The following is a 24,591-nucleotide window of genomic DNA, read 5'->3' as shown; positions in this document are numbered from 1 at the left end:
GCTCGACGGCCCGCCGCGCACAGCGGGGTGCCGCCCGACGTCGGCGGGGCGCCGCGCGCGGCGGTGGTCGCCCGACGTCGGCGGGGCGAGCGACAATGGAGGCGTGACGTTCGTGCAACCGGTGCTCTCGCTCTGGGACGACGAGCCCGAGGCCGCACCCGCGCCTCCTGCCCGTCCCGCCCACGAGGCGCGCGTGCTCGCCGACTCGAGCGACCGCGTCGCCTGGCTGCGCGCCCGCAGCCGCGGCATCACCGCCACCGACGTGGCCAGGCTGTCCAGCGCGAAGGCCGTCCAGGCCGTCGTGCTCGACAAGCTCTACGGCAACGGGTTCGGCGGCAACGCCTACACCGACCACGGCCGCGCCCGTGAGCCCGAGATCGCCCGCTGGGTCCTGCAGAACCACGCCATCGCCCCCAGCTCGCGGTTGTTCCACGCCGAGGCCAGCGACCGGCACCTCGCCACGCCCGACGGCGTCGGCCTGCTCGACGACGGCACGGTCGTGCTCGCCGAGATCAAGACCACCAAGAAGGCCTGGTCGAGCATCCCCCGGTCGTACCTGCGGCAGGTCGCCTGGCAGCAGTACGTGCTCGGGGCCGAGCGCACCCTCGTCGTCTGGGAACGGCACGTCGACTTCGTGCCCGTCGACGCCGAGCCCGAGTGCCGCTGGGTCGAGCGCGACGACTCCGAGATCCACCGCCTGGTGACCCTCGCGGACGCCGTCCTCGACGCCCTCGCCGCCGCACCGCCCGTCGACCCCTGGGGCTACGAGCCGCCGCCCTACGACCCGCTGCGCTGACGGCGCGCGGCGATCCCGGTCTCGCCGCACCCCTGACGTGCGCCGCGCCGCTCCGCGACCGGTGCAGGGCACGGCGACCGGTGCAGGGCACGGCGACGGGCGCGCGGGACCCACGCGGGTCGGAACGTCCCGAGAAGGTCACGCGGCGGTGACACGGGCGAAACAACCGACCTGTCCACTGGGACGTGACGCGCGACGACCGCGCACCTCGAGGGCCGAGGCGCGGGCCGCGGGACGGAGCAGTCCGATGACGACGACCACACCCCTGGGCACCACCACCACCAGTACGGCAGGGGCCGCCCCCGCCGGCGGCACCTCGCGGAGCACGCCGACCGCCACCATGCGCGCCGTCGTGATCGAGCGGACGGGCGGGCCCGAGCAGCTCGTCGCGACCGACGTCCCCCTGCCCGCCCGCCTCGCCTCCGAGGTGCTGGTCCGTGTCGTCGCGGCGGGCGTCGACAGCGTCGACGCCGAGTGCCGCGCCGGCCGGGGCGACAGCGCCGGCATCGGAGCCTTCCCGGCCGTCCTCGGCCGGTGCTTCAGCGGGGTCGTCGTCGAGGGCCCCTACGCCTCGCACCACCTGCGCCCGGGCGACCGCGTGTTCGGCACCACCCTGTCGCCGCGGGGCTCGGGCAGCTACGCCGAGTACCTCACGGTGCCGGCCATGGCGGTCGCGCACGCACCGACGACGCTGTCGCACGTGGAGGCGGCAGCCGTGCCCCTCGCGGCGCTGACCGCCTGGGGCATGGTCGTCGAGGTGGCCAAGGCGCACCAGGGGCAGCGGATCCTGGTGCAGGCGGCGGCAGGAGGCGTGGGCCACCTCGCCGTCCAGCTCGCCTCGCACTTCGGGGCCCACGTCGTCGCGGTGGCCTCCCAGCCGAACGCGGCCTGGCTCCGCGCCCTCGGCGCCGACGAGGTGGTCGACCGGAGCAGCACCGACCTGGCGCGAGCGGTGCGCGACGTCGACGTCGTCCTGGGCCTCGTCGACGACGTGCCCACGGCACTGGCCGCAGCGGCCACGCTGCGTCGCGGCGGGTTGCTCGTGCACGCGCCGGCGCGGTCCCTGTCGGAGGTCCTGGCCGGGGCCGCGGCGGCCGGGGTGCGGGCGACGGGCTACGAGGCCTCCCCCGACGCCGCGGCCCTGACGGTCGTGGCACGCCTCCTCGACGCGGGCGACCTGCGCGTGCACGTCGACGACGTCTACGACCTCGCCGACGCCGCCGAGGCCCACGCCCGCCTGGAGCGCCGCCACGTCCGCGGGAGGTTGGTGCTCGCGGTCAGCGAGGAATGAATCACCTCTCGCGGTCGGCGAGGGATGAATCACCTCTCGCGGTCAGCGAGGAGTGAGCGGCCTCGGGCGGTCAGCGAGGCGCGAGCACGAGGGCCCGCACGTCGTCCGCGTGCACGACGTCACCGACGCGGAAGCTCCGTCGGCCGACGACGCGCAGGCCGTTCCGCTCGTAGAAGCGCGCGGCCCGGGCGTTGTGGCGGTTGACGCCGAGCCACAGGCAGGAGGCTCCGGTCGCGACCGCCTCGCGGACGGCTGCCGCCACGAGCAGGTCCGCCGCCCCGGTGCCCTGCGCGGCGGGCAGGAGGTAGCACTTGTCGAGCAGCACGGCCGGACGCTCCGGCAGCACCGCGGCCACCTCGGCGTCGGCGGGCTCGCCCCGGACGAGCATCGCGTAGCCGAGCAGCCCGCCCTGGCCCTCGTCCCCGCTCTCGCTCTCGCTCTCGCTCGCGCTCTCGCTCTCGCTCTCGCTCTCGACGACGAGGACGGTCCGGTCGGGATCGACCAGGTACCGACCGAAGGCCTCGGGCGACAGGTGCGTGGTGACGTGCGACGCGATGTCGTCGAGCTTCGTGCCCGGTGGGCAGGCGAGGGGGAACGTGACGGCGGCGACGTGCGCGATGGCGTCGGCGTCGCCCTGGTCAGCGGTGCGGATCGTGGGGCTCACGGGACCATGCTGCCAGCCGGGGCCGTCCCCGTGGCGTCCGTCCGGCCTCCTGACGCGACGGAGGCCGCCCAGCTGGTGCTGGACGGCCTCCGGGTGACGCTGCGCGCCTCTGGGATCAGAAGGCGTTGACGTCGAGGGGGATGCCGGGACCGAAGGTCGTCGAGATCGTTCCCTTGGTGATGTAACGGCCCTTCGAGCTGGATGGCTTGAGGCGCGTGACCTCTTCGAGCGCGGCGTCCAGGTTGGCGTCGAGCTGCTCCTGCGTGAAGCCGGCCTTGCCGATGACGAAGTGCACGTTGGCGTGCTTGTCGACGCGGAACTCGATCTTGCCGCCCTTGATGTCGTTCACGGCCTGAGCGACGTTGGGGGTGACGGTGCCGGTCTTCGGGTTGGGCATGAGGCCACGGGGGCCGAGCACCTTGCCGAGTCGACCGACCTTGCCCATGAGCTCGGGGGTCGCGACCGCCGAGTCGAAGGAGGTGTAGCCGCCGGCGACCTTCTCGATGAGCTCGTCGCCACCGACCTCGTCGGCGCCCGCGGCGAGGGCGGCCTCGGCCGCGGCACCCGTCGCGAAGACGATGACGCGGGCGGTCTTGCCCGTGCCGTGCGGGAGGATGACGGTGCCGCGCACCATCTGGTCCGCCTTGCGGGGGTCGACGCCGAGCTTGAGTGCGACCTCGACGGTCGAGTCGAACTTCTTCGACCCGGTCTCACGGGCCACGGCGACGGCCTCGGTAGTGCTGTAGAACTTGCCTGCCTCGATCTTCTCGGCAGCGGCGCGGTACGCCTTGGACTTCTGAGCCATGTGCGATCTCCTGATCACGAGAGCGTGGTGACGAGCCTGGCCGGCTCTCCCACTGTGTGCTTGGTGTGGTCGGACGCTCAGGCGTCGACGGTGATGCCCATGGAGCGGGCGGTGCCGGCGATGATCTTCGCGGCGGCGTCGACGTCGTTCGCGTTGAGGTCGGCCTGCTTCGTGGCGGCGATCTCGCGGACCTGGTCCATCGTGAGCGAGCCCACCTTGGCCGTGTGCGGCGTGGGCGAACCCTTGGCGACGCCCGCGGCCTTCTTGATCAGCTCGGCCGCCGGCGGCGTCTTGAGCACGAACGTGAACGAACGGTCCTCGTAGACGGTGATCTCGACGGGGACGACGTTGCCGCGCTGCGACTCGGTCGCCGCGTTGTAGGCCTTGCAGAACTCCATGATGTTCACGCCGTGCTGACCCAGGGCCGGGCCGATGGGCGGGGCGGGGTTCGCGGCGCCGGCGTTGATCTGAAGCTTGATCAGACCCGTGACCTTCTTTTTCGGTGCCATTCTTCTGTTCCTTCTTCTGGGGTTCGAGCCGGTCGCGGTCGCGGCCGGCTCTCCCGGTGGCCCGAGCGGGCTCCGGTCGTGGAGGGGGTGGCTGTCAGAGCTTGGTGACCTGGTCGAAGCTGAGCTCGACGGGGGTCTCTCGCTCGAACAGCGAGACGAGCACCGTGAGCTTGCCGCTCTCGGGCTTGATCTCGTTGATGGTACCGGGAAGGCCCGCGAACGAGCCCTCCTTGATCGTGATCGTCTCGCCGATCTCGAAGTCCACCTCGGCGGGGATGACGCGCTGGGCGGCCTTGCCACCCTTGGCGCCGCCCTTGGCGACGGGCGCGGCCTCCTGGACCTGCACGAGGCTCTTCAGCATCTGGAAGGCCTCCTCGAAGCGGAGGGGGGTGGGGTTGTGGGCGTTGCCCACGAAGCCGGTGACGCCGGGCGTGTGGCGGACGACCGACCAGCTGTCCTCGTCGAGGTCCATGCGCACGAGCACGTAGCCCGGGATCCGCACGCGGGTGACCAGCTTGCGCTGCCCGTTCTTGATCTCGACGACGTCCTCCATGGGGACCTCCACCTGGTAGATGAAGTCCTCCATGGTCATCGAGATCATGCGGTTCTCGATGTTCTGCTTCACGCGGCGCTCGAAGCCCGCGTAGGAGTGGATGACGTACCACTTGCCGGGCTTGCCGCGCAGCTCGGACCGGAAGGCCTCGTAGGGGTCGACCTCGGCGGGCTCGTCGGCCTCGTCGTCGACCGTGGCGACGTCGACCTCGACGTCGTCGTGGGCGATCTCGGCGTCGGCGTCCTGGACGGACTGCTCGGCCACGTCGTCGGCCTCGTCGTCGGTCGCCTCGACGGCGGCCTCGGCCTCGTCGGCGTCGTCGATGTCGAGGGCGTCGTCCACGACCGCGTCGGCCTCGGGGTCGCTGGTCTCGGCGAGGGTGTCGAGCAGGCCGTCGAGGTCGTCCGTGTCGTCGGTGCCCTCGTCGCCCTCGGAGACGACGGAGATCGCTGCCTCTTCGGCCGAGCCGGCGTCGCCCTGGGCGTCGACGTCGAGGACGTCGCCCTCCTGGGTCTCGCCGACCTCCGAGGACTGCTCGGCGGCGGGGGCGAGGTCGATGTCGTCGCGCTCGTTGTCAGGCAAGGGTCCTTCTTCCGTTCAGGTGCGTGGTGCGTCGGGCGTGCGGGCGGCTCAGCTGCCCGTCGGGCCGTTCCCGAAGATGTAGCCGACGCCCGTGCCGAAGATCAGGTCGAGCAGCGACACGAGGGCCATCATGATCACGACGAAGACGAGGACCACGAGCGTGTAGTTGATCAGCTCTTTGCGGGTCGGGGTGACGACCTTCTTCAGCTCGCCGATCACCTGGCGGATGAAGAGGGCGATGCGCGCGAAGGGGTTGCGGCTCTCGGAGCGCTCCGACTTCGCCTTCTCGACGACGTCCTCACTCGGGACGTCGAGGTCTTTTCTCGCCACTGTGCTTCGTACCTTCCGAGCTCCGGCCCGAGGGCCTGGGTCCGTCGACCGCGTGATCAGTCCGTGCGATCACACGACCCGGGCTGCAGGGCGGACAGGACTCGAACCTGCAACCTGCGGTTTTGGAGACCGCTGCTCTACCAATTGAGCCACCGCCCTTCGGGCCCGACGCGACATGCCCACCGCCCGCTCGGTTACGGGGAGTGGACGCGCACCGGGCCGCTCTGCTGAGGGACACGGGCGCGCTGAAGCTTGGTCGTCAGGACCGCTCGTCCGAGTGTAGGCGACGACCGGTGCAGGTGCCAAGTCCGCCGCTAGTCTGGCCGCGTGACCACGACAGCTCGCCGCCTCTCGTCCCGCATCGCCGCCATCGCCGAGTCCGCGACCCTCAAGGTCGACGCGCGCGCGAAGGCCCTCCAGGCCGAGGGCAGGCCGGTCATCAGCTACGCCGCCGGCGAGCCGAACTTCCCGACGCCCGGATCGGTCGTCGAGGCCGCCGCGGCCGCGGCGCGCGACCCGCGCAACCACCGCTACACCCCGGCCGCCGGGCTCCCCGAGCTGCGCGAGGCGATCGTCGAGAAGACCCTGCGCGTCTCGGGCACGACGGTCTCCCCCTCGCAGGTGGTCGTCACCAACGGCGGCAAGCAGGCGGTCTACCAGGCCTTCGCAGCCCTCCTCGACGACGGCGACGAGGTGCTGCTGCCCGCGCCGTACTGGACGACCTACCCCGAGGCGGTCAAGCTCGCCGGCGGCGTGCCGGTCGAGGTCTTCGCGGGCGCCGACCAGGGCTACCGCGTCACGGTCGAGCAGCTCGAGGCGGCACGCACGCCCGCCACGAAGGTGCTGCTCTTCTGCTCGCCCTCGAACCCGACCGGCGCCGTCCACTCCCGCGACGAGGTCGAGGCGATCGGGCGCTGGGCCCTCGAGCACGGCATCTGGGTGATCACGGACGAGATCTACCAGGACCTCACCTACGACGGCGTGCGCGCCGTGTCGATCACCGAGGCCGTGCCCGAGCTGGCCGACCAGGTGGTCCTGGTGAACGGCGTCGCCAAGACCTACGCCATGACGGGGTGGCGCGTGGGGTGGCTCATCGCCCCGGCCGACGTCGCGAAGGGCGTGGCGAACCTCCAGTCGCACCTCACGAGCAACGTGTCGAACGTGTCGCAGCGCGCCGCACTGGCGGCCCTGACGGGACCCCAGGACGACGTCGAGGCGATGCGCCGTGCGTTCGACGTGCGGCGCCGCACCATCGTGCGCGAGCTCGACGCGATCGAGGGCGTGGTCACCCCCACCCCCCAGGGCGCCTTCTACGTCTACCCCGACGTGACCGGGCTGCTGGGTCGCACGTGGGGCGGCGTCACGCCGACCACGTCCCTCGAGCTGGCCGACCTGATCCTCGACCAGGCCGAGGTCGCGACGGTGCCGGGCGAGGCGTTCGGGCCGAGCGGGTACCTCCGGCTGTCGTACGCGCTCGGTGACGACGCCCTCCTGGAGGGCGTCCAGCGCCTGCAGCGCCTGTTCCGCCGCTGAGCCGTCCGGCCGGACGGACGGGGGCGGGCGCCCGGGGCGGCACCGGGCCGGTCCCGGGCGGACCGCGTCCCCATCACGGACCGGCCCACCGGCCCTTGACCCCCGGCCACTGATATGTGAACATCGATGTTGCGTGCGACATGGGCCCTGCTCCACAGTGGTGCCCATGTCCGCTCGAGACGACGTCCGCACCGACGTCCAGCCCTCCCCCGTCCCCCCCTCGCGCCCCCTCGCCGCCGCGCTCTGGCGCGCCGTCGCCGAGGCCGGCGTCGGGCACGTGAGCGGCGTCCCCGGCGACTACTCGCTCCGCCTCCTCGAGGCGCTCGAGGCGACCCCCGGGCTCCTCTGGGCGGGGTGCAGCACCGAGCTGGGCGCCGCCTTCGTCGCGGACGGCCAGGCGCGCGCCCGGGGGCTGGGCGTCGTCTGCACGACCTACGGCGTGGGCGAGCTCTCCGCGCTGGGCGCGGCGGCGGGCTGGGCCGCGGAGGACGTCGCGGTGCTCCACGTCGTGGGGGCGCCCGCGTCGGACCGCCTGCGGCGCGGGGCGGCGGTGCACCACTCGCTGGCCGACGGCGACGGCGGGCACTGGCTGCGCGTGGCCGCGGAGGCGGGGGCCGCCGTGCACGTGGTGGCGCCGGACCGCCCCGAGGCGCTCGGGGCAGCCCTGACCACGTGGCGTCGCGACCGCCGGCCCGCGGTCCTCGTGGTGCCCCACGACCTCGTCGACCTGCCGGTGCCGTCCCCATCGGTCGTCGCCACCGGCGCCCTCGTGGCGCAGGAGGTCCGCGACCGCGCCGCCGCCCTCGTCCACCGTTTCGTCGTCGCGGCACCCCGCGCCACCGTCGTGCTGGGTCATCTCGTGCACCGCCGCGGCCTGCGCGACGCCGTGGAGGAGCTCGCGGCCCTGGGCACCCCGCTCGCCGTGCTGCCCGCGGGCCGGACGGCCGTCGACGACGACGACCCCGCCCTGCTGGGGAGCTACCAGGGCCCGCTCTCCGCGCCGGGGGTGCGCGAGGCGGTGGAGTCGAGGTCCGGCCGCGCGCTGCTCGGCGGCACGCTGTCCGACGCGGCGACGGCGGGCTTCGCGCACGACCTCTCCGTCGGGGAGACGCTCGTCCTCGGCCGGGACGCCCTCCGCTGGGGCGACGAGGAGGTCCGCGTGCCGATCGAGGTGGCGACGGCCGCGCTCGTGGCCGCGCGTCGAGCCGTCGCGGCAGGAGGCGCGGCCGGGACGGGCGGGACCGTCCGCGCCCGACCCGCGCGGGCCTCCTGCGCGGCGGCACCCGCGACGGACGCGACCGCCGCGGTCACGCAGGCGCGGCTCTGGGCGGCGCTCGAGGCGACCCTGCCCCCGGCGCACCGGGTGGTCGTCGACCCGGGGACGGCCACCTCCGGCGTGCTCGCGTCCCACCTGCCCGCCGGCACGCGCCTCGAGTCGCAGACGACCTGGGCCGCGATCGGCTTCGCCCTGCCTGCCGCGCTCGGGGCCGCGCTGGCCGCCCCGGACGAGCGCGTGCTCGCGGTCGTGGGCGACGGTGCCGCGCGGGTGACGTTCCAGGAGCTCGGGCTCGTGCGCAGCGCGGGTGCCCGGATCGTGCTCGTCCTGGTGGACAACGGCGGCTACACGATCGAGCGGCTGCTCGGCGACCCGTCCGCACGGCACCACGACGTCGTGCCCTGGGACTGGCCGGCGCTCGTCCGCGCCGTCGTCGGGCCCGACCTCGTCGACGTCGCGACGCCGACCACGGACGGCGAGCTGCGCGCCGCCCTGGCCGCGGCCTTCTCCGCGCGGGACCGCGCACAGGTCGTCGTCGTGCGGACGGACCCCCTCGACGCCCCGCCGGCCCTCCACGCGGTGGCCCGGGCGCTGGCGCGCAGCCGCAGCCGGGGCACCGCGTCGACGGTCGCTGCCCCCGAGGGAGGCGCCTCGTGACCGCCGCTCCCCTGCTCGTCCCCCGGCACCACGAGCTCGGCGAGGTCGACGCACTGGCCGTGCACGCCGCCCTGGCGGCCGAGCACGGCGCGGAGCGCGCGTTCCTGCTCGAGAGCGGGCAGGGGCCGTCGACCGACGTGCGGTCGACCTGCGTCGGCCTCTCGGGCGCCCTCGACGTGGCCGTCCGTGACGGGAGCGTCGAGCTCACGGGCGCCCCCGGGCTCGTGCGACCCGTGCGCGGCGCCCTGCTCGACCGCGGCCTGGTGCGCGTGGCCGACGAGGGGCTGCGCCTCGCCTCCCCGGGCGACCTCTGGCGCCTGCCCCGGGCGCTCGTCGAGGTCGTGCACGGCGACGGCCCGCCGGCCGAGGGGCAGCCGCCCGTCGAGCTCTTCACGGCGTGGGCCTACGACGCGGTGCGGTACGCCGAGCACCTGCCCAGGCCCGCGTCCCACGGGGGCCGGGACGTGCCTCCTGACGCCTGGTTCAGCATCGTGCGCGCCGTCGCGGTCGTCGACCTGGCGACCGGGTCGGCCCGCCTCACGGTGCACGAGGGCGCGGGGTGGTCCGCCGACGACACCCGTCGCCTGCGCGGGACCTTCGGGCGCGCCGGGCGACGCCCCGAGGGGCTGCCCGACGTGCCGCCGCCGACCGGGTGGGTCGACGAGCTCACGCGCGACGAGTTCCTCGCGCGGGCCGAGCGGTGCGCCGAGCACCTGCGGGCGGGCGACCTCTACCAGGTGCAGCTGGGCCACGCGGTGCGCGTGCGCTCGACCGCGGCCCCGCACGACGTCTACGCGCGGCTCGCGACGCGCAACCCGTCGCCCTACATGGCCCTGTTCACCGTCGACGGGCGTCAGGTCGTGGCCTCGAGCCCCGAGCTGTTCGTGCGGAGCGACGGCCGGCGCGCCACCATGCGCCCCATCGCGGGCACGGCAGGAGGCGCACCCGCGCCCGGCGGGCCCCTCGCCCCCGGCGACGCCCCGCTCCGGCACGTGCCCAAGGAGCGCGCCGAGCACGTCATGCTCGTCGACCTCTGCCGCAACGACCTGGGCCGCGTCGCCCGCGCCGGGACGGTCGAGGTGACCGAGCTCCTGGCCGTGGAGCGGTACTCGCACCTGCACCACCTCGTCTCGACCGTGGAGGCCGAGCTGCGGCCCGGCACCGACGTCGGCGACCTCGTCCGGGCCTGCTTCCCGGCCGGCACCATGACGGGCGCGCCGAAGGTCGAGGCGATGACCGTCATCGACGCCCTGGAGCGGTCCCCGCGCGGGCTCTACGCCGGGGCCTTCGGGCTCGTGGGCCGCGGCGGCTCGGCCGTGCTGGGCCTCGCCATCAGGATGGCCGTCCGCGAGGGCGACGAGTGGTCGCTGCGCGCCTCGGCGGGCATCGTGATCGCCTCGACGGCGGAGGACGAGTGGGCCGAGACCTGGCTCAAGCTGGCCGCCCCGTGGTGGGCCGTGACCGGGGAGGAGCCCGCGTGACCGTCGTCGTCGTCGACGCGCTCGACAGCTTCGTGCACGTGATCGACCAGTACCTCCAGGTGCTGGGCCACGAGACCCTCGTCGTGCGGAGCGGACCCGACGTCGGCGACCTCGTCGACGCGGTGCAGCCCCGCGCGCTCGTGCTGGGCCCGGGGCCGGGGCGCCCCGAGACGTCGGGCCACCCCGAGCTCGTGCGCCGCTTCGGCGGGCACGTGCCCCTGCTCGGCGTCTGCCTCGGGCACCAGGCGATCGCGGTCGCGGGGGGCGGCAGCGTCGTGCGCGCCGCCGCACCGCGCCACGGCGACACGAGCACGCTGCGGCACGACGGGCGCGGGGTCCTCACGGGTGCCGCGCCGGGGACGACCGTCACCCGGTACCACTCCCTCGTCGTGAGCGAGGAGGACCTGCCCGAGGACCTCGTCGTGACGGCCGTCGCCGAGGACGACGGCGCGGTCATGGGCCTGCGCCACCGGACGCTCCCGGTCGAGGGCGTGCAGTTCCACCCGGAGAGCGTGCTCACGGAGGGAGGGCTCGCGATGCTCCGCTCGTTCTTCGCCACCCACGTCGACGGGCGCCCGGCGTGAGCGGCGGCCCGCTCGTCGTCGCGGTCGACGGGTCGGAGCGGCCGGGCGGCGCGACGGCGACCGTGCTCGAGCACATGCGCAGGAGGTTCGCCCGGCAGGGCGCGGAGCTGCGGGTCCTCGCCCTCCGCGACCACCGCCTCGTCGGGTGCGGCCCGTGCGGCGACTGCACGACCCGCACGGTGCCCTGCGCCGTCGACGACGACGTCGCGGCCCTCGTCGGCCAGCTCCTCGAGGCCTCCTGCGTCGTCTACGCCCTGCCCGTGCACGGCTTCGGGACGAGCTCCCTCATGCAGGCCTTCGTCGAGCGCGCCGGCGTCGGCCACCTCCGCTTCGAGCGACCGCTCGAGGACAAGGTGGGCGGGGTCGTCGTCGTGGGCCGCCGCTACGCGCACACCGAGGTCGTGGCCCAGCTCCAGCACAACATGCTGCTCAACCGCATGGTGCTGCCGGGCAGCGGCTTCCCGGCCGTCCTCCACACCGACGGCCGCGCCTCGCCCCTCCACGACGAGGAGGGCCTCCAGGCCGTCGACGCCCTCGTCGACCGCATGGTCGACGTGGCACGACGCCTCGTCCCGGCCGCCACCCCCACGAGAGGAACGACATGACCGCCACGCCCCCCGTCCCCCTGCCGACCGCCCGCGCGGCGGTCGCCGACCTCGCCGACCGCTTCGGGCGGGTGCACCGGTCCTGGTGGACCGGCGGCCCCCGGTCCGTCGTCGACGACTGGCAGCGCGAGCAGCTCGCGGCCGTGCTCGAGAAGGTGAGCACCCGATCGCCCTTCTACCGTCGGCACCTCGCCGGGGTCGACCTGGCCGCGATCCGGCCGGACGACCTCCGCGCACTGCCGTTCACGACGAAGGACGACCTCCGCCGCGAGCTCGACGACGTCCTCTCGGGCGAGCTCCACGAGGCGGCGTACTACTACGAGACGACCGGCACGACGGGCAGGCCGACGCCGTGCCCCCGTGACGAGCGCGAGATCCTCACGAGCAACGCGAACGTCGCCGCGTCGTGGCGGGCCGTCTTCGCGCGCCACTTCGGCGGAGCCCGACCGGTCGTCGGGCTCATGGGGCCGACCGAGATCCACTCCTTCGGCGACACGCTCGGCGACGTCGCCCGCGACGTGGGCGCCTGTGCCGCCAAGATCTGGCCGTACTCGCCGGTCGTGGGCTTCCGCCGCGCGCTCGAGCTGCTGCGCGACCTGCGGGTGCAGGTCGTCGTGGCCACGCCCGGGGTCCTGCTCAACCTCGCCAGGGCCGCCGAGCAGCAGGGGATCGACCTGCACCGCGACCTGGCCGTCGAGGTCCTCTTCGTCACCGGCGAGATCTGCACGCCCGCGCTCGCCGCCGACCTCGACGACCTCTGGGGCGCCACGACCTATGACGTGCTCTACGGCTCGCAGGAGGCCCTCGTGATGGGCGTGGCCTGCCCCTCGCGCCGCCTCCGGTTCGCCGAGCTGAACTACCTCCCGGAGGTGCTCGACCCCGCGACGGGCGAGGTGAGGGGGTCGCGCGGCCGCGGCGAGCTGTGCGTCACGATGCTCACCGACGGCATCAAGCCCCTGGTCCGCTACCGGACGGGCGACCTCGTGCACCTGCACGACGCCCCGCGCGGTCCCGGCGAGCTGCCGGGGCCGGTGGTCGAGGTGCTCGGCAGGGTCGCCGACGGGGTCCCCCTCGGCGAGGGCTCGGCCACGCCGGCCGAGATCGAGACCGCCGTGCTCGAGGGCGTGCGCGGCTGCCTCGGCTACCAGGTGCTGATCGACGTCGTCGACGGCCGCGACCGGGTCACCGTGCGACTGCAGCCCACGGCCGCGGCACGTCCGACGACGGCCGGGACGGCCGCGGTCGTCCGCGAGCGCGTCGCCGAGCGGTTCGGGGTGGACTGCGACGTCGAGGCGGTCGACGAGCTGGACGGGCGCGTGAGCACGGGCGCGTTCGTCAGCTGGAAGGCCGCGCGGGTCGTGGACCGCCGCCGGGGCGAGGACCACGAGGCCCGGGTCGCGACGGCCCTGGGCCGCCGCCGGGGCATCGACACGTGACCGCCCAGGAGGAGCGGGTCGCCCCCGGGGCGCCCGTCGCGCCCCCGGTCGCCCTCGGCGCACCCGGGGTCGCCCTCGCGCTCGCGACCGTCGGGCACGGGCGGGGCACCCTGCGCCTGGCCACCCTGGGGCCGGCGGGGACCTCCGCCGACGACGCGGCGCGGTCCTTGGCCGCGGTCGTCGCCGCGGTGGGCGGGCAGGTGGACGTCGAGCTGCACGAGGACTTCGACGACGCCCGTCGGGCCGTGCGCGACGGCAGCGCGACGGCCGCGCTCGTCCCCAGCGCCTTCGCGGGCGCGACGCGGTTCCACTGGGACCCCTGCCTCGCCCTGCTCGGCGTGGTCGTGCACCCGACGCCGACCTACGGGCTCGCCGTGCGCTCGCCCGACGCGGTGGCCCGGCCGGTGGTCGTGGTCGCGTCCCTGCCCGAGGTGCGGGGCCTCGTGGACGAGCTCGCGCCTCCTGCCCTCCGCCGGGCTCGTCGCCTCGACCGGGCGGCGGCCTCGACGGTGGCGGCGGCCCGCGACGTGGCCGTCGGCCTCGCCGACGTCGCCGTCTGCAACGAGCCCGGGCGGCTCGCGCACGGGCTGAGCTGGCTCGCGCGCCGCGAGGGCGTGCCGATGCCGTGGAGCGTGTTCGCGGGCCCGGCGGGGCGGTGAGCCCCGCTCGCGCGGAGGTGCCGCTCCCGCCGACCTCCCGGCTCCCGGCCGCCCCCGCGGGTGGCTCCCGGAAGGGGGGGCTGCTCGAACTGGGGGTGACACGTCATCGATCTACCGGCGAGGCTGTCAGTCGGCCCGGACGTCACCCGACCCGACCTCCCGGCGCCGACACCCGCGCACCACCACCCCCCGTTCGACCAGCCCTGAACCGGCCCGACCCGACCCCACCGCCACGACCTCTGCTGCCCGTGCCGGAGCGTCCCCCGACGCCCCGCACGGGCTCCCCGTCGTGTGCCCGGAGGTCGCCTGGAGCACCATGCCCTCGTCACCCCTGCCCCGCCTCGCGGCGGTCGCCCTCGCGACCGCCGCGCTCCTCGGTGGCCTCGTCGCGACGCCCGCCAGCGCCGCGCCCCCGGCCGCCGGGACCACCCCGGCCGCGGCCCCCGCGGCCGCGGCACCGGCCGCCGCCCCGACCGACCTCTCCGGCGACACCGTGCCGGTGCCGCAGCGCACCCGCGCTCGCGGTGAGGCGACCGCCGACGCCGCCCCCGGCGACGTCACCGTGGAACGCGTCTACGTCACCACCGTCGCCGCGACCGCGAGCACCGCCGACGACACCGTCACCGGTCTCGACGACGCCTCCGTCCAGCGTGCGGTCGCCGACCTGCGGGCGTTCTGGGCCGAGGAGTCCGGCGGGCGCGTGGACGTGCAGCTCGCCGCCGTCGAGCAGCGCTCGCTCGGACGGGACGCGTGCGACCCCACCGCGGTCTTCCAGGCCGTGCGCGGGGTCGCCCACGGCGGCCGCTTCGCCTCCTTCGCCTGGGCCGGCACGAACGACCACCTGCTCGTGCTCACCCGCGAGGCCTGCGGCACCAGGGCCTTCGGCACCGTCGGCGGCGCCGGCGGCGAGATCTTCAGCTCGTACGGCCTCGGCCAGCAGCTCGGCGTGCCCGTGCTCCTCCACGAGTTCGGCCACAACCTCGGCTTCGGCCACGCCGGCTCGGCGATGTGCCGCAGCACCACCGTCGCCGACGGCGCCGCGAGCGACTACCGCACCGCCGCCGACGCGAGCAGCAGCAGCGCCTCCTGCCCCGTCGAGGAGTACGGCGACTTCTCCGACATCATGGGCTACTCGATCCCGGGGGCCCGCCCGCACCTCTCGGCCCCCCAGCGCGTGCTCGCCGGGTGGCTGCCCGACGCCACCGAGCTCAGGGCCCGCACCCCCGGCCAGCGCGTCGTGCTGAGCGCCCTCGACGGGCGCACCGGTCCCCGCGCGGTCACCGTCGTCGACCCGCTGACCGGCACGAGGTACGTCGTCGAGTACCGCACGGCCGCCGGCCGCGACGCCACCAGCACCGAGCTCGGACGCCGTCAGCCGCGCTGCTCGAGCGTCGGCGCCGGCTTCACGAAGTGCGCACTGACCAGCGACCCGGCCACGGGCGGCGTGCGCGTGCTCCGCACCCTCGGCACGCCCGGCTCGCCGCAGAGCACCGTCGTCCTCGCGGCGGGACCGGTCGCCGGCCAGCCCGCCACGACGCGCGACACGCACCTCGACGCGGGCGAGCGCTTCACGAGCGCGGGCGGGGGCGTCACCGTCTCCGTCCGGTCGCTCTCGCCGACCGGAGGCGCCGTCCTCGACGTGGCCCTCGGGACGACACCGCCGCCCAGCACGACCGCGACGACCACCCGGCTCACGGTCGACCGCACCCGTCAGACCCACCGCGGGGCCGCCGCCACGGCGACCACCGTCGTCGCCACGGCCTCCGGCGCGGCACCGCGCGGCACGATCACGCTGCGCGACGGCTCGACCGTCCTCGCCCAGGGCCGCCCCGACGCCACCGGCACCCTGCGCACGGTCCTGCCGACGACCCTCGCAGCCGGACGCCACGCCCTGACCGCCTCGTTCACGCCCGACGACGCGACCCAGGCCGCGTCCACCTCGGCGTCGACGACCGTCACGGTCGACCGCGCCGCCACGACCACCACGCTGCGCCGGGCCGCCGCGACGCAGGTCCACGGCGGTGCCGGCACGACGCTCACGGCCACCGTCTCGCCCGTCGCGGGCACGGTGCCGGCCGGCAGCGTGCGGTTCACGCGCAACGGCACGGCGGTCGCCACGGTCGCGGTCTCCCGGGGCACCGCCAGCTGGACCCTGCCCTCCGGCACGCCGGCCGGCACGCAGCGCCTCGTGGCGACCTTCACGCCGTCCGACCCGTCGTTCCTCGGCTCCACCTCGACGACGCAGACCGTGACCGTGCGGAAGGCCACCTCCACGACCACCGTCGCGCCGGTCCGGGCCACGGTGGCCCGGGGCACGGCGCCCTCCGTGCGGGTGACCGTCGCGAGCGCGGCGCTCCCGCGACCCACCGGTCGCCTGACGGTCACCGTGAACGGGAGGACGGTGGCCACGCCGACCCTCCGCAGCGCCGACCGCGGGCGCCTCACGGTCGTCCTCCCGAAGCAGTCGAAGCGCGGCACCGTCACCGTCGCCGTCTCGTGGGCCGGCACGGCCGACGTCGCGGGGAGCACCTCCTCCCGGGCACGCGTGACCGTCCGCTGAGCCCGAGCGGCACGGCCGTGCAGGGCAGGGACGTGCAGGGCCGTGCAGGGCAGGGACGTGCGGGCCCCCGGTGCACGGGGCGTCCACCGACCGGTGGACGCCCCGTGCACCGGTCGGAGGTGCCGCCGCCGCGCCTCCCCCGCGAGGCTCGGACCATGACGAACCCACCCGCGGTCACGGTCCGCGACCTCACGAAGTCCTACGGCGGCTCGGTCGCCCTGCACGGCGTCTCCTTCGACGTCGCCCCCGGCGAGACGCTGGGCCTGCTCGGCCCGAACGGGGCCGGCAAGTCGACGATCGTCGAGATCCTGGAGGGGCACCGCGACCGCAGCGGCGGCGAGGTCCGGGTGCTCGGCACCGACCCGCGCCGGGGAGGCCTCGCCTGGCGGTCCCGGCTCGGCATCGTCCTGCAGTCCTCGGGCGACGCGGGCCTGGCGACCGTGCGCGAGGAGGTCGCGCTCGCCGCACGCTGCTGGCGCCACCCGCGCGACGTCGACGAGGTGATCGCCGCGGTGGGCCTCACCGACCGGGCCGGGGCGCGCCTCCGGTCGCTCTCGGGCGGGCAGCGGCGACGCGTCGACGTGGCCCTCGGCATCGTCGGCAGGCCCGAGGTGCTCTTCCTCGACGAACCGACGACCGGCTTCGACCCCGAGGCGCGCCGCGACTTCTGGGCGCTCGTGCGGTCCCTCGCGGACGAGGGCACGAGCATCCTGCTCACCACGCACTACCTCGACGAGGCGGCGCAGCTCAGCGACCGCCTGCTCGTCGTCGACGGGGGCCGGGTGCTGGCCGAGGGCACCCCCGCCGACCTCGGCGGGCCCGCGGCGAGGACGCCCCGCGTCACCTGGCACGACGCGACCGGACCGCACGAGGTCCGCACCGACGCCCCGGCCGCCCTCGTGGCCCGGCTGCACGCCGACGGCGGCGAGCCCGAGGGCCTCGAGGTGCACCGGCCCGACCTCGAGACCGTCTACCTCGAGCTCGTCGGGGCGGGGGCCGGTTCCCCGGGCGCCGGGACGGGAGGCGCACCCGATCCGGGCGCCCCGGCCCGCGGCACCGAGGCGGTGGCCCCGTGAACGCGCTCGCCCTCGGCCTCGCCCGGGCGCGCCACGAGGTCCGCCTCTACGCCCGCTCGGCCGACACGGTCTTCTTCACCTTCGCGTTCCCCGTCCTGCTGCTCGCCGTGTTCTCGGTGGCCTTCTCGGAGCAGTCCTTCGGCTCGGACGCCGACGGCCTCGCCGTCACCGCCGCCGCCTACTACCTGCCGGGCATGATCGCCGCCGGCATCCTCCTCTCGGGCGTGCAGGGCCTCGCGGTCGACATCGCCACCGAGCGCGGCGACGGCACCCTCAAGCGCCTGGCGGGCACGCCCCTGCCGGTATCGTCCTACGTCCTCGGCAAGGCGGGGCAGGTCCTCGTGACGAGCGCCGTGCAGGTGGTCGTGCTGCTCGTCGTCGCCCGGGTCGCCTTCGGCGTCGAGCTGCCGACCGAGCCTGAGCGCTGGGGACGCCTCGCCGCCGTGTACCTCCTCGGCATCACCGCGTCGGCCCTGCTCGGCGTCGCGCTGTCGCGCGTGCCCAGCAGCGGGCGGGCGGCCACCGCCGTCGTCGTGCCCGTCACGGTCGTGCTGCAGTTCGTCTCGGGCGTCTACCTGCCCTTCACGCAGCTGCCCGAGTGGCTGCAGGTCGTGTCGAGCTCCTTCCCGCTGCGCTGGATCGCCCAGGGGCTGCGCAGCGCGTTCCTGCCCGAGGGGTTCGCGACGCTCGAACCGGGGGGCAGCTGGGACCTGCCGCTCGTGCTCGGGGTGCTCGGCGGGTTCGTCGTGATCGGCGCCGTCCTGGCCCGGCTGACCTTCCGCTGGACCAGGACCGACGCGTGACGCGCGCTACGGTGGCGTCATGACCACGGGGCAGGAGGCGCGGGGCGCGTCCGACGCGCGACCGTCGTCCCCGGCGTCGACCACGGTCGCACCGACCGCGGCCCCGTTCCCGGCGTCGACGCCGACGTCGACCGCGACCGCGACGTCGGCCCGGAGCGCGACGTCGACCCCGTGGGGCTGGGACGCCGGCGCCGCGGCCACCGTCGTCGTGTCGCTCGTGCTGGTCGCGGTCGCCCGGGACGCCCCGCCGTGGGCACCCGTCGCCGCACTGGCACCCGGTGCCACCTGGCTGCTCCTCGCCCGTCCGGCGCTCCGGGGAGGGGTCGACCGGGTCACCGCCCCCGCCCTCGTCGCCGTCCTCGCGGTCCTCGCCACGGGCCTCCTGGCCGCTGCCGCGCTCCCCCAGCTCGCCGTGCAGCAGGCGTTCCTCATGCCGCTGCTCTGGAACCTCGTGCCGCGCGCCGCGCAGGCGATCGGCGCCTCGGCCCTCCTGTCGCTCTCCGTCGGGGCCGGGTTCCTGCTGTCCGTCGGGACGACGCGCGACGCCCTCGTCACCGCCGTGACCAGCCAGGCGCTGTCGTTCGCCTTCAGCCTCGCGCTCGGCCTGTGGATCACGAGCATCGCCCGCGTCGGCGAAGAACGCGGACGGCTGCTCGCCGAGCTCCGCGCGGCGCAGGCCGAGCTCGCGGCGCGGTCCCGCGACGACGGCACGGTCGCCGAGCGCGAGCGCCTCGCCCGCGAGATCCACGACACCATCGCCCAGAGCCTGACCGGGCTCGTCATGCTGGCGCAGCAGTCCCGGGGATCCCTCGCCACCGGCGACGTCGCCGCCGCCGGGGCACGCCTCGACCTCATCGAGGACGCCGCCCGTCACGCCCTCACCGAGGCGCGCACCCTCGTGGCCGCGACCGCCTCGCCGGGCCCCGACGGCACGGGCCTCGTCGTCGCCCTCCGGCGCGTCGTGGAGCGGTTCACGCGGGAGTCGGGCGTGCCCGTCGACCTCGACGTCGCGCCCGCGACGCAGACCGGGCCGGTCGGGCTCGGCGGGCTCCCGACGCCGACCGGGCCGGGCGACGTGCCGCGCGACGTCCAGGTCGTGCTCGTCCGCTGCGCGCAGGAGGCCCTGGCCAACGTCCGCAAGCACGCCGGCCCCGCCACGGCCCGCGTCGCGCTCCTCCGGGACGGCGACGACGTCGTGCTCTCGGTCGCCGACGACGGCACGGGCTTCGACACCGCCGCCCCGCGCTCCGGCTTCGGGCTCGACGGGCTCGCGGAGCGGCTCGCGCTGGCCGGCGGGCGCCTCGAGGTCGCCTCGTCGTCGGCCGGCACGACGGTCTCGGCCCGCCTGCCCGTCGCCGTCCCGCCGACCCGGGGACCCGGCGCGTGACGGGCGACCAGGGCGCGGCCGACGCGACCCGGGCCTCCGGACCGGCCCCGACCGCCCGCGTGCGGACGCTCGTCGCCGACGACCACCCCATCGTGCGCCAGGGCGTGGCGAGCCTGCTCGCGACCACGCCCGACTTCGAGGTGGTCGGGCAGGCGGCCGACGGCCTCGAGGCGGTCGAGCTGGCGCTGCGGCTCCGCCCCGGGCTCGTGCTGCTCGACCTGCGCATGCCCGTCCTCGACGGGGTCGGCGCGACCGTCCGGCTGCGCGCCGAGCTGCCGGAGGCGCGGGTCGTCGTGCTCACCACCTACGAGTCCGACGACGACATCCTCGCGGCCATCGAGGCCGGCGCCAGCGGGTACCTGCTCAAGGCGGCTCCCGAGGCGGAACTGCTCGCCGGCCTCCGGTCCGTCGTGGCCGGCCAGGTCGCCCTGGCCCCGTCGATGGCCGCGGCCCTGGTCGGCCGGGCCCGACGGCAGGAGGCGCCCCGCACGCCCCTGACGCCCCGCGAGACCGAGGTGCTCGCCCTGGTCGCCGCGGGCTGCTCCAACCCCGAGATCGGTCGACGGCTCTTCATCGGCGAGGCCACCGTGAAGACGCACCTGCTGCGCACCTTCGAGAAGCTCGGCGTCGACGACCGGACCCGGGCCGTCACGCTCGCCCTCGAGCGCGGCTGGCTGCCCACGGCGCCCCGCTGACGGTCCCGCCCCCGCGCCCCCGCGTGCCCGCGGGGCCCCGGCGTGCCCGGGGCCCGGCGGGGCCCGGCGGGGCGCGGCGCGGCGGGGCGCGGCGCGGCGCGGCGCGGCGCGGCGCGGCGGGGCGCGGCGGGGCTACAGCGTGAAGCCGACCAGCACGGGCTCGGGGTGCAGGAGCACCCCGAACTCGCTCGCGACGCGGGCCTGCACGAAGCGGGCCAGCTCGGCGACCTCGTCGGCGGTCGCGCCGCCACGGTTGGTGAGCGCGAGCGTGTGCTTCGACGACACCGCGGCGCGGGACCCGGGCAGGGCGAAGCCGCGACGGACCCCCGCCCGCTCGATCAGCCACGCGGCGCTGAGCTTGACCCGGCCCTCGCCGGGAGGCGGCGGCGCGGCGGGCTCCTCGCCCAGCGGCACGACCACGTCGGCGGGCTCGGGCTCGGTCGCCCAGCGGGGCGCCTCGGCGGGCAGCTCGGCCGCGGTGCTGCGCGAGACGATCGGGTTGGTGAAGAAGGACCCGGCGGAGGTCGTGTCGGCGTCGCTCGCGTCGAGCACCATGCCCTTGGCCCGGCGCAGGGCGAGCACGCCCTCGCGCACCTCGGCCACGGGGACCCGCGCGCCCAGCTCGACGCCGAGGGCGGTGGCCAGCTGCGGGTACGCCACCTGCCGGCTGAGCCCCGACTCGTCGGCGAGCGCGAACTCGACGGCGGTGACCACGCCGCGGCGCCCCTGCTTGAAGATGCTCGTGCGGTAGCCGAGGCCGAGGTTCGCGGCCGGGATGCGCACGAACTCGCCGGTGTCGTCATCGAGGAAGTCGACCGACACGATCGTCGAGGCGACCTCCTGCCCGTAGGCGCCGATGTTCTGGATCGGGGAGGCCCCCGTGGACCCCGGGATGCCGCTCAGCGCCTCGAGGCCGCTGAGCCCGTCGGCGACGGTGCGCTCCACGAGGTCCTCCCACGGCTCGCCCGCGGCGACGCGCAGGTGCACGAGGCCGTCGTCGGAGGGCACGCGCTCGACGCCGCGGGTGAGCACGCGCACGACCGTCGCGTCGATCGGGCCGTCGGCCGCGAGCGTGTTCGAGCCCCCGCCGAGCGGGAACCACGGCTCGCCGTCGCTCCACGCGTCGTGCACGGCGGCCACGAGCTCGTCCGTGGTCGTGACCTCGACGAGCCTCGTGGGCTCGCCGCCCACGCGCAGCGTGGTGAGCTCGGCGAGGGCCGTCGTCACGCGAACGCCACCCGCACCTGCGCCTTGCCCAGCACGGTCTGCCCGGCAGCGGTCACGGTGAGGTCGATGCGCCCGGTCGCGCCGTCGTCGTCGACCTGGGCGAGCTTCGCCGTGACGGTGACCTCGGCGCCGGCCTCGGGGTCGACGACGACCGGCCGCGTGAAGCGCACCTGGTAGTCCGTGACCCAGCCCGGGGCCTGGCCCGGGTCGGCGATCGACTCGAGCCACGCGACGACCGGCTGCACGGCGAGGCCCATGGTGAGCATGCCGTGCGCGAGCACGCCGGGCAGGCCCACGGACGCGGCGACGTCGTCGCGGTAGTGGATGGGGTTGAAGTCGCCGGAGGCCCCGGCGTAGCGGACGAGGGAGCCCCGGTCCAGTGCGTACGTCGTCTCGGCGACGACCTCGCCGACCTCGGCGGCGCTCACGAGTCGCCCCGCACGACGAGGGTGGACGTCGCGGTGACGACGTGCTCGCCCGCCGCGTCGACGATCTCGGAGGCGGCCGTCACCATGGCGTTGCCGCCGAGCGCCTTGACGCTCGTCACGGTCAGCGTGGCCGTGAGCTCGTCGCCGGCGACGATCGGGCGGCTGTAGCTGAAGCGCTGCTCGCCGTGGACCACCTGCCCGAAGTCGATGCCCGCGTCGGGCTCGGCCAGCAGCTGCGCCAACGTGGCCTCCTGCACGACGACCGCGAAGGTCGGCGGCGCCACGACGTCGGCGTGGCCGACCGCGCGGGCCGCGTCGGGGTCGAGCGAGAGGGGGCTCGTCGAGCCGGTCGCGCGGGCGAACTCGCGCACCTTCTCGCGGCCCACCAGGTAGGGCGGCGTCGGCGGGAACGCCCGCCCCTGCAGATCTGGGTTGATTGGCACGGCGACGAGTCTAGGCGGGACCACCGACCTCCCGGGGCGGGCCGGAGGACCGTCGTCGCGAGCGGGGGCCGGTGCGCGCGCGGGCCCGCCGCACGGGCGGGCGTCGGTGGTCGGGCGTAGCGTCCACGACATGAGCGACGCGAACATCGATCCCGACATCACGCCCGTCGACCCGGCTGCGGCCGAGGCCGAGCCCTCCCAGGCCGACGCCCCCGACGCGGGGGGTGCGGCCGAGCCCGGCGAGACCCTCGGCGGCGCGCGCCCCGACTCCTCCACCACCGCCTCGAAGGACCCTGACGACTGGGTGACGGGCGACGAGCCGATCACCGGGCCGCAGAAGAGCTACCTCGACACGCTCGCGCGCGAGGCCGGCGAGGAGCTCCCCGCCGACATGACCAAGGCCGAGGCCAGCGAGCACATCGACCGACTGCAGCAGAAGACGGGTCGCGGGGCCTGAGCCCGCCCGCGTCGTCGCCGGGCGGGCGGCGACGACGCCCGCGGCCGCCGAGCCCGGACCGCCGACGACCGCACCCCGACGACGGAGCCCCATGACCACCGCCGCCCCCTTGCCCGCCCGACTGCGCGCCGTCGCCCTGTCGTCGCACCCCGGGCCGACCGTCCTCGTGACGGTGCTCGCCGTCGTCCTCTCCGTGGCGGTCGGCCACCATCCCGGGCGCACCGTCCTCGTGGCTCTCGCCGTGCTCTTCGGTCAGCTCTCGATCGGCCTGGCGAACGACTGGATCGACGCCGACCGCGACCGCGCCGTCGGTCGCACCGACAAGCCCGTCGTGCGCGGCGACGTGTCTCCCGCGACCGTGCGGACGGCCGCCCTGGCCTGCCTGGTCGTCGCGCTCCTCCTGTCGTTCCTGCTCGGCCCCGCGGCCGGGGTCGCGCACACCGTCCTCGTGCTCTCCGGCCTCGCCTACGACGTGGGCCTGAAGCGCACGGCGGCCTCCGTGGTGCCGTTCGTGGTCAGCTTCGGGCTGCTGCCCGCCGTCGTGACGCTCGCGTCCTCGCCGCCCGCGGCTCCTGCCGCGTGGGCCGTCGGCGTCGGTGCCGTCTTCGGCGTCGCCGTGCACTTCACGAACGTGCTGCCCGACCTCGACGACGACGCGCGCACCGGCGTCTCGGGCCTGCCGCACCGGATCGGCCGCGTGCGCAGCGGGGTCGTCGCGTTCGGTGCGCTGCTCGGCGCCGGCTGCCTCGTCGTCGTCGGCCAGGTGGGCGGACCGGTGGGCCCGGGCGGTGCGTCGACCTTCGTCGCCCTCCTCGGTGCCGTCGGCGTCATGGGCATCGCCGCCGTGGGCGTGCGCCTCGCGATCTGGCGGCCGCCGAGCCGCACCACGTTCCGGCTCGTCATGGCGGCCGCCCTGCTCGTCGCACTGTCGCTCGGCCTCAGCGGCACGCGCCTCGTCGCCTAGCCCCGTCGCGAGGCCGGCGGGGAGGGCCGGTCTCGAGGGCCGGTCCCGACGCCGACCCGGCCCGCAGCTCCCCCCTGGGGGCCGCACCTCCTGCCCCACCGCGCTGTCCGCACCTCCTGCACCGCCGCGCTGTCCGCCCCGCGGCACCTCCTGCGCCGCCGCGCTGACCGTCCCGCCGAACGCTACAACCTCACCTCGACACACCGCCCAGTCCGGGCTCCCGACCTCCTCGCACGGCCCGACGGTCGCCTTTTACGACGAAGGGGCCCGGCAGTGAGCCGCGTCTTGCCGCACCTCCCGCCCCGCCCACCCTCCTGCCCCGCCGCGCCTCCCGTCCCGCCGAACGCGACAACCTCACTCCGACACGCCGCCCAGTCCGGGCTCCCGACCTCCTGGCACGGCCCGACGGTCGCCTTTTACGACGAAGGGGCCCGGCAGTGAGCTGCGTCCTGCCGCACCTCCCGCCCCGCCGAACCTCCTGCGCCGCCGCGCCTCCCGTCCCGCCGAACGCGACAACCTCACTCCGACACGCCGCCCTGCGGGGGCATGCGCCCTCCTGCCGCCGTCCGGTGGTCGCCTTTTCCGACGGGGGAGCCGGCCTGCGAGTTGCGCCCTGCCCCGCCGCCCCTCCTGCCCCGCCGAACGCGACAGTCTCCGGCCGACACGCCGTGCTGGGCGACTGGTGCTCCCCCACGGGGCTCCTGGCGGTCGCCTTTTCCGCCGGGAACCACGAACGACGAGCCACCGTCCACCGGCGACGGCCACCGGCGACGGGGGCCACCGGCGACGG

Annotated in this window: 24 protein-coding genes and 1 tRNA gene; 16 read left to right on the top strand and 9 right to left on the bottom strand. The window is 75.8% G+C overall.

The features are described from left to right. Window positions 1-103: 103 nt before the first annotated feature. Together ACYVHQ_RS10615 and ACYVHQ_RS10610 are read left to right on the top strand one after the other, a co-directional pair. Window positions 104-796: a YqaJ viral recombinase family protein gene (locus tag ACYVHQ_RS10615; RefSeq protein ID WP_460512810.1), complete on the top strand. Its 693-nt coding sequence runs from the start codon at window positions 104-106 to the stop codon at window positions 794-796. Between the two features lie 247 nt (window positions 797-1,043). Beyond that, window positions 1,044-2,087, top strand: coding sequence for an NADP-dependent oxidoreductase (locus ACYVHQ_RS10610; RefSeq protein WP_460512808.1), 1,044 nt, complete (start codon window positions 1,044-1,046; stop codon window positions 2,085-2,087). A 70-nt stretch (window positions 2,088-2,157) separates the two neighbouring features. Here the strand turns inward: ACYVHQ_RS10610 and ACYVHQ_RS10605 are convergent, their stop codons facing one another. The 6 genes from ACYVHQ_RS10605 to ACYVHQ_RS10580 form a co-directional block, all read right to left on the bottom strand. Continuing rightward, entirely contained in the window at window positions 2,158-2,751 is a 594-nt protein-coding gene (locus ACYVHQ_RS10605; RefSeq protein ID WP_460512806.1) for a GNAT family N-acetyltransferase, read from the bottom strand. A gap of 115 nt (window positions 2,752-2,866) precedes the next feature. Continuing rightward, a complete protein-coding gene (rplA, locus tag ACYVHQ_RS10600; protein WP_460512804.1) occupies window positions 2,867-3,556 on the bottom strand; it encodes a 50S ribosomal protein L1 in 690 nt (229 codons plus the stop codon). A gap of 77 nt (window positions 3,557-3,633) precedes the next feature. Next, window positions 3,634-4,065, bottom strand: coding sequence for a 50S ribosomal protein L11 (gene rplK / locus ACYVHQ_RS10595; RefSeq protein WP_460512802.1), 432 nt, complete (start codon window positions 4,063-4,065; stop codon window positions 3,634-3,636). A gap of 94 nt (window positions 4,066-4,159) precedes the next feature. Next, entirely contained in the window at window positions 4,160-5,200 is a 1,041-nt protein-coding gene (gene nusG, locus ACYVHQ_RS10590; RefSeq protein WP_460512800.1) for a transcription termination/antitermination protein NusG, read from the bottom strand. Window positions 5,201-5,248: 48 nt separating this feature from the next. Further along, window positions 5,249-5,530, bottom strand: a complete 282-nt coding sequence (secE, locus tag ACYVHQ_RS10585; protein ID WP_460512798.1) for a preprotein translocase subunit SecE — start codon at window positions 5,528-5,530, stop codon at window positions 5,249-5,251. Window positions 5,531-5,616: 86 nt separating this feature from the next. Next, a tRNA-Trp gene (locus ACYVHQ_RS10580) sits at window positions 5,617-5,689 on the bottom strand. A 168-nt stretch (window positions 5,690-5,857) separates the two neighbouring features. Between ACYVHQ_RS10580 and ACYVHQ_RS10575 the strand changes: the two genes are divergently transcribed. From ACYVHQ_RS10575 to ACYVHQ_RS10520, 12 genes are all read left to right on the top strand, one after another. Beyond that, a complete protein-coding gene (locus ACYVHQ_RS10575) occupies window positions 5,858-7,063 on the top strand; it encodes a pyridoxal phosphate-dependent aminotransferase (protein WP_460512796.1) in 1,206 nt (401 codons plus the stop codon). A gap of 166 nt (window positions 7,064-7,229) precedes the next feature. Continuing rightward, complete coding sequence (locus ACYVHQ_RS10570) at window positions 7,230-8,996, top strand: thiamine pyrophosphate-binding protein (protein WP_460512794.1); 1,767 nt, start codon at window positions 7,230-7,232, stop codon at window positions 8,994-8,996. Continuing rightward, a complete protein-coding gene (locus tag ACYVHQ_RS10565; RefSeq protein ID WP_460512792.1) occupies window positions 8,993-10,477 on the top strand; it encodes an anthranilate synthase component I family protein in 1,485 nt (494 codons plus the stop codon). The genes ACYVHQ_RS10570 and ACYVHQ_RS10565 overlap by 4 nt, the downstream gene beginning before the upstream one ends. Then, on the top strand, window positions 10,474-11,061 hold the full coding sequence (locus ACYVHQ_RS10560) for an anthranilate synthase component II (protein ID WP_460512790.1): 588 nt from the start codon (window positions 10,474-10,476) through the stop codon (window positions 11,059-11,061). Before ACYVHQ_RS10565 ends, ACYVHQ_RS10560 begins: the two co-directional genes overlap by 4 nt. After that, a complete protein-coding gene (locus tag ACYVHQ_RS10555) occupies window positions 11,058-11,666 on the top strand; it encodes a flavodoxin family protein (RefSeq protein ID WP_460512789.1) in 609 nt (202 codons plus the stop codon). Before ACYVHQ_RS10560 ends, ACYVHQ_RS10555 begins: the two co-directional genes overlap by 4 nt. After that, complete coding sequence (locus ACYVHQ_RS10550) at window positions 11,663-13,102, top strand: phenylacetate--CoA ligase family protein (protein WP_460512787.1); 1,440 nt, start codon at window positions 11,663-11,665, stop codon at window positions 13,100-13,102. Before ACYVHQ_RS10555 ends, ACYVHQ_RS10550 begins: the two co-directional genes overlap by 4 nt. Beyond that, the gene (locus ACYVHQ_RS10545) at window positions 13,099-13,761 is read left to right on the top strand and encodes a hypothetical protein (RefSeq protein WP_460512785.1); all 663 of its coding nucleotides are present in this window, start codon (window positions 13,099-13,101) and stop codon (window positions 13,759-13,761) included. Before ACYVHQ_RS10550 ends, ACYVHQ_RS10545 begins: the two co-directional genes overlap by 4 nt. A 316-nt stretch (window positions 13,762-14,077) precedes the next feature. Then, the gene (locus tag ACYVHQ_RS10540) at window positions 14,078-16,321 is read left to right on the top strand and encodes an Ig-like domain repeat protein (RefSeq protein WP_460512783.1); all 2,244 of its coding nucleotides are present in this window, start codon (window positions 14,078-14,080) and stop codon (window positions 16,319-16,321) included. A gap of 155 nt (window positions 16,322-16,476) precedes the next feature. After that, window positions 16,477-17,397, top strand: a complete 921-nt coding sequence (locus tag ACYVHQ_RS10535; protein WP_460512781.1) for an ABC transporter ATP-binding protein — start codon at window positions 16,477-16,479, stop codon at window positions 17,395-17,397. Further along, complete coding sequence (locus tag ACYVHQ_RS10530; protein WP_460512779.1) at window positions 17,394-18,200, top strand: ABC transporter permease; 807 nt, start codon at window positions 17,394-17,396, stop codon at window positions 18,198-18,200. Before ACYVHQ_RS10535 ends, ACYVHQ_RS10530 begins: the two co-directional genes overlap by 4 nt. A 19-nt stretch (window positions 18,201-18,219) precedes the next feature. Further along, window positions 18,220-19,587 carry a sensor histidine kinase gene (locus ACYVHQ_RS10525; protein WP_460512777.1) on the top strand — a complete coding sequence of 456 codons (1,368 nt, stop codon included), beginning with the start codon at window positions 18,220-18,222 and terminating at the stop codon, window positions 19,585-19,587. A 59-nt stretch (window positions 19,588-19,646) separates the two neighbouring features. Next, window positions 19,647-20,282: a response regulator gene (locus ACYVHQ_RS10520; protein ID WP_460513181.1), complete on the top strand. Its 636-nt coding sequence runs from the start codon at window positions 19,647-19,649 to the stop codon at window positions 20,280-20,282. Window positions 20,283-20,414: 132 nt separating this feature from the next. On the opposite strand, the gene ACYVHQ_RS10515 is transcribed toward ACYVHQ_RS10520, so the two are convergent. The 3 genes from ACYVHQ_RS10515 to ACYVHQ_RS10505 are packed head-to-tail and all read right to left on the bottom strand — an operon-like array spanning window position 20,415 to window position 22,380. After that, window positions 20,415-21,509, bottom strand: a complete 1,095-nt coding sequence (locus ACYVHQ_RS10515) for a UDP-N-acetylmuramate dehydrogenase (RefSeq protein ID WP_460512776.1) — start codon at window positions 21,507-21,509, stop codon at window positions 20,415-20,417. Continuing rightward, on the bottom strand, window positions 21,506-21,937 hold the full coding sequence (locus ACYVHQ_RS10510; protein ID WP_460512774.1) for a MaoC/PaaZ C-terminal domain-containing protein: 432 nt from the start codon (window positions 21,935-21,937) through the stop codon (window positions 21,506-21,508). The genes ACYVHQ_RS10515 and ACYVHQ_RS10510 overlap by 4 nt, the downstream gene beginning before the upstream one ends. Next, window positions 21,934-22,380 carry an FAS1-like dehydratase domain-containing protein gene (locus tag ACYVHQ_RS10505; protein ID WP_460512772.1) on the bottom strand — a complete coding sequence of 149 codons (447 nt, stop codon included), beginning with the start codon at window positions 22,378-22,380 and terminating at the stop codon, window positions 21,934-21,936. The genes ACYVHQ_RS10510 and ACYVHQ_RS10505 overlap by 4 nt, the downstream gene beginning before the upstream one ends. A 130-nt stretch (window positions 22,381-22,510) precedes the next feature. Here ACYVHQ_RS10505 and ACYVHQ_RS10500 point away from each other — a divergent pair, with 130 nt between their 5' ends. Both ACYVHQ_RS10500 and ACYVHQ_RS10495 read left to right on the top strand, forming a co-directional pair. After that, entirely contained in the window at window positions 22,511-22,837 is a 327-nt protein-coding gene (locus ACYVHQ_RS10500; RefSeq protein ID WP_460512770.1) for a DUF3072 domain-containing protein, read from the top strand. A gap of 91 nt (window positions 22,838-22,928) precedes the next feature. Beyond that, window positions 22,929-23,801 carry a UbiA family prenyltransferase gene (locus ACYVHQ_RS10495; protein ID WP_460512769.1) on the top strand — a complete coding sequence of 291 codons (873 nt, stop codon included), beginning with the start codon at window positions 22,929-22,931 and terminating at the stop codon, window positions 23,799-23,801. Window positions 23,802-24,591: the final 790 nt, after the last annotated feature.

This window comes from Frigoribacterium salinisoli (genome assembly GCF_054781095.1).
Note: the sequence above shows the minus strand (reverse complement) of the source record. Positions and strands in the feature narration are given on the sequence as shown.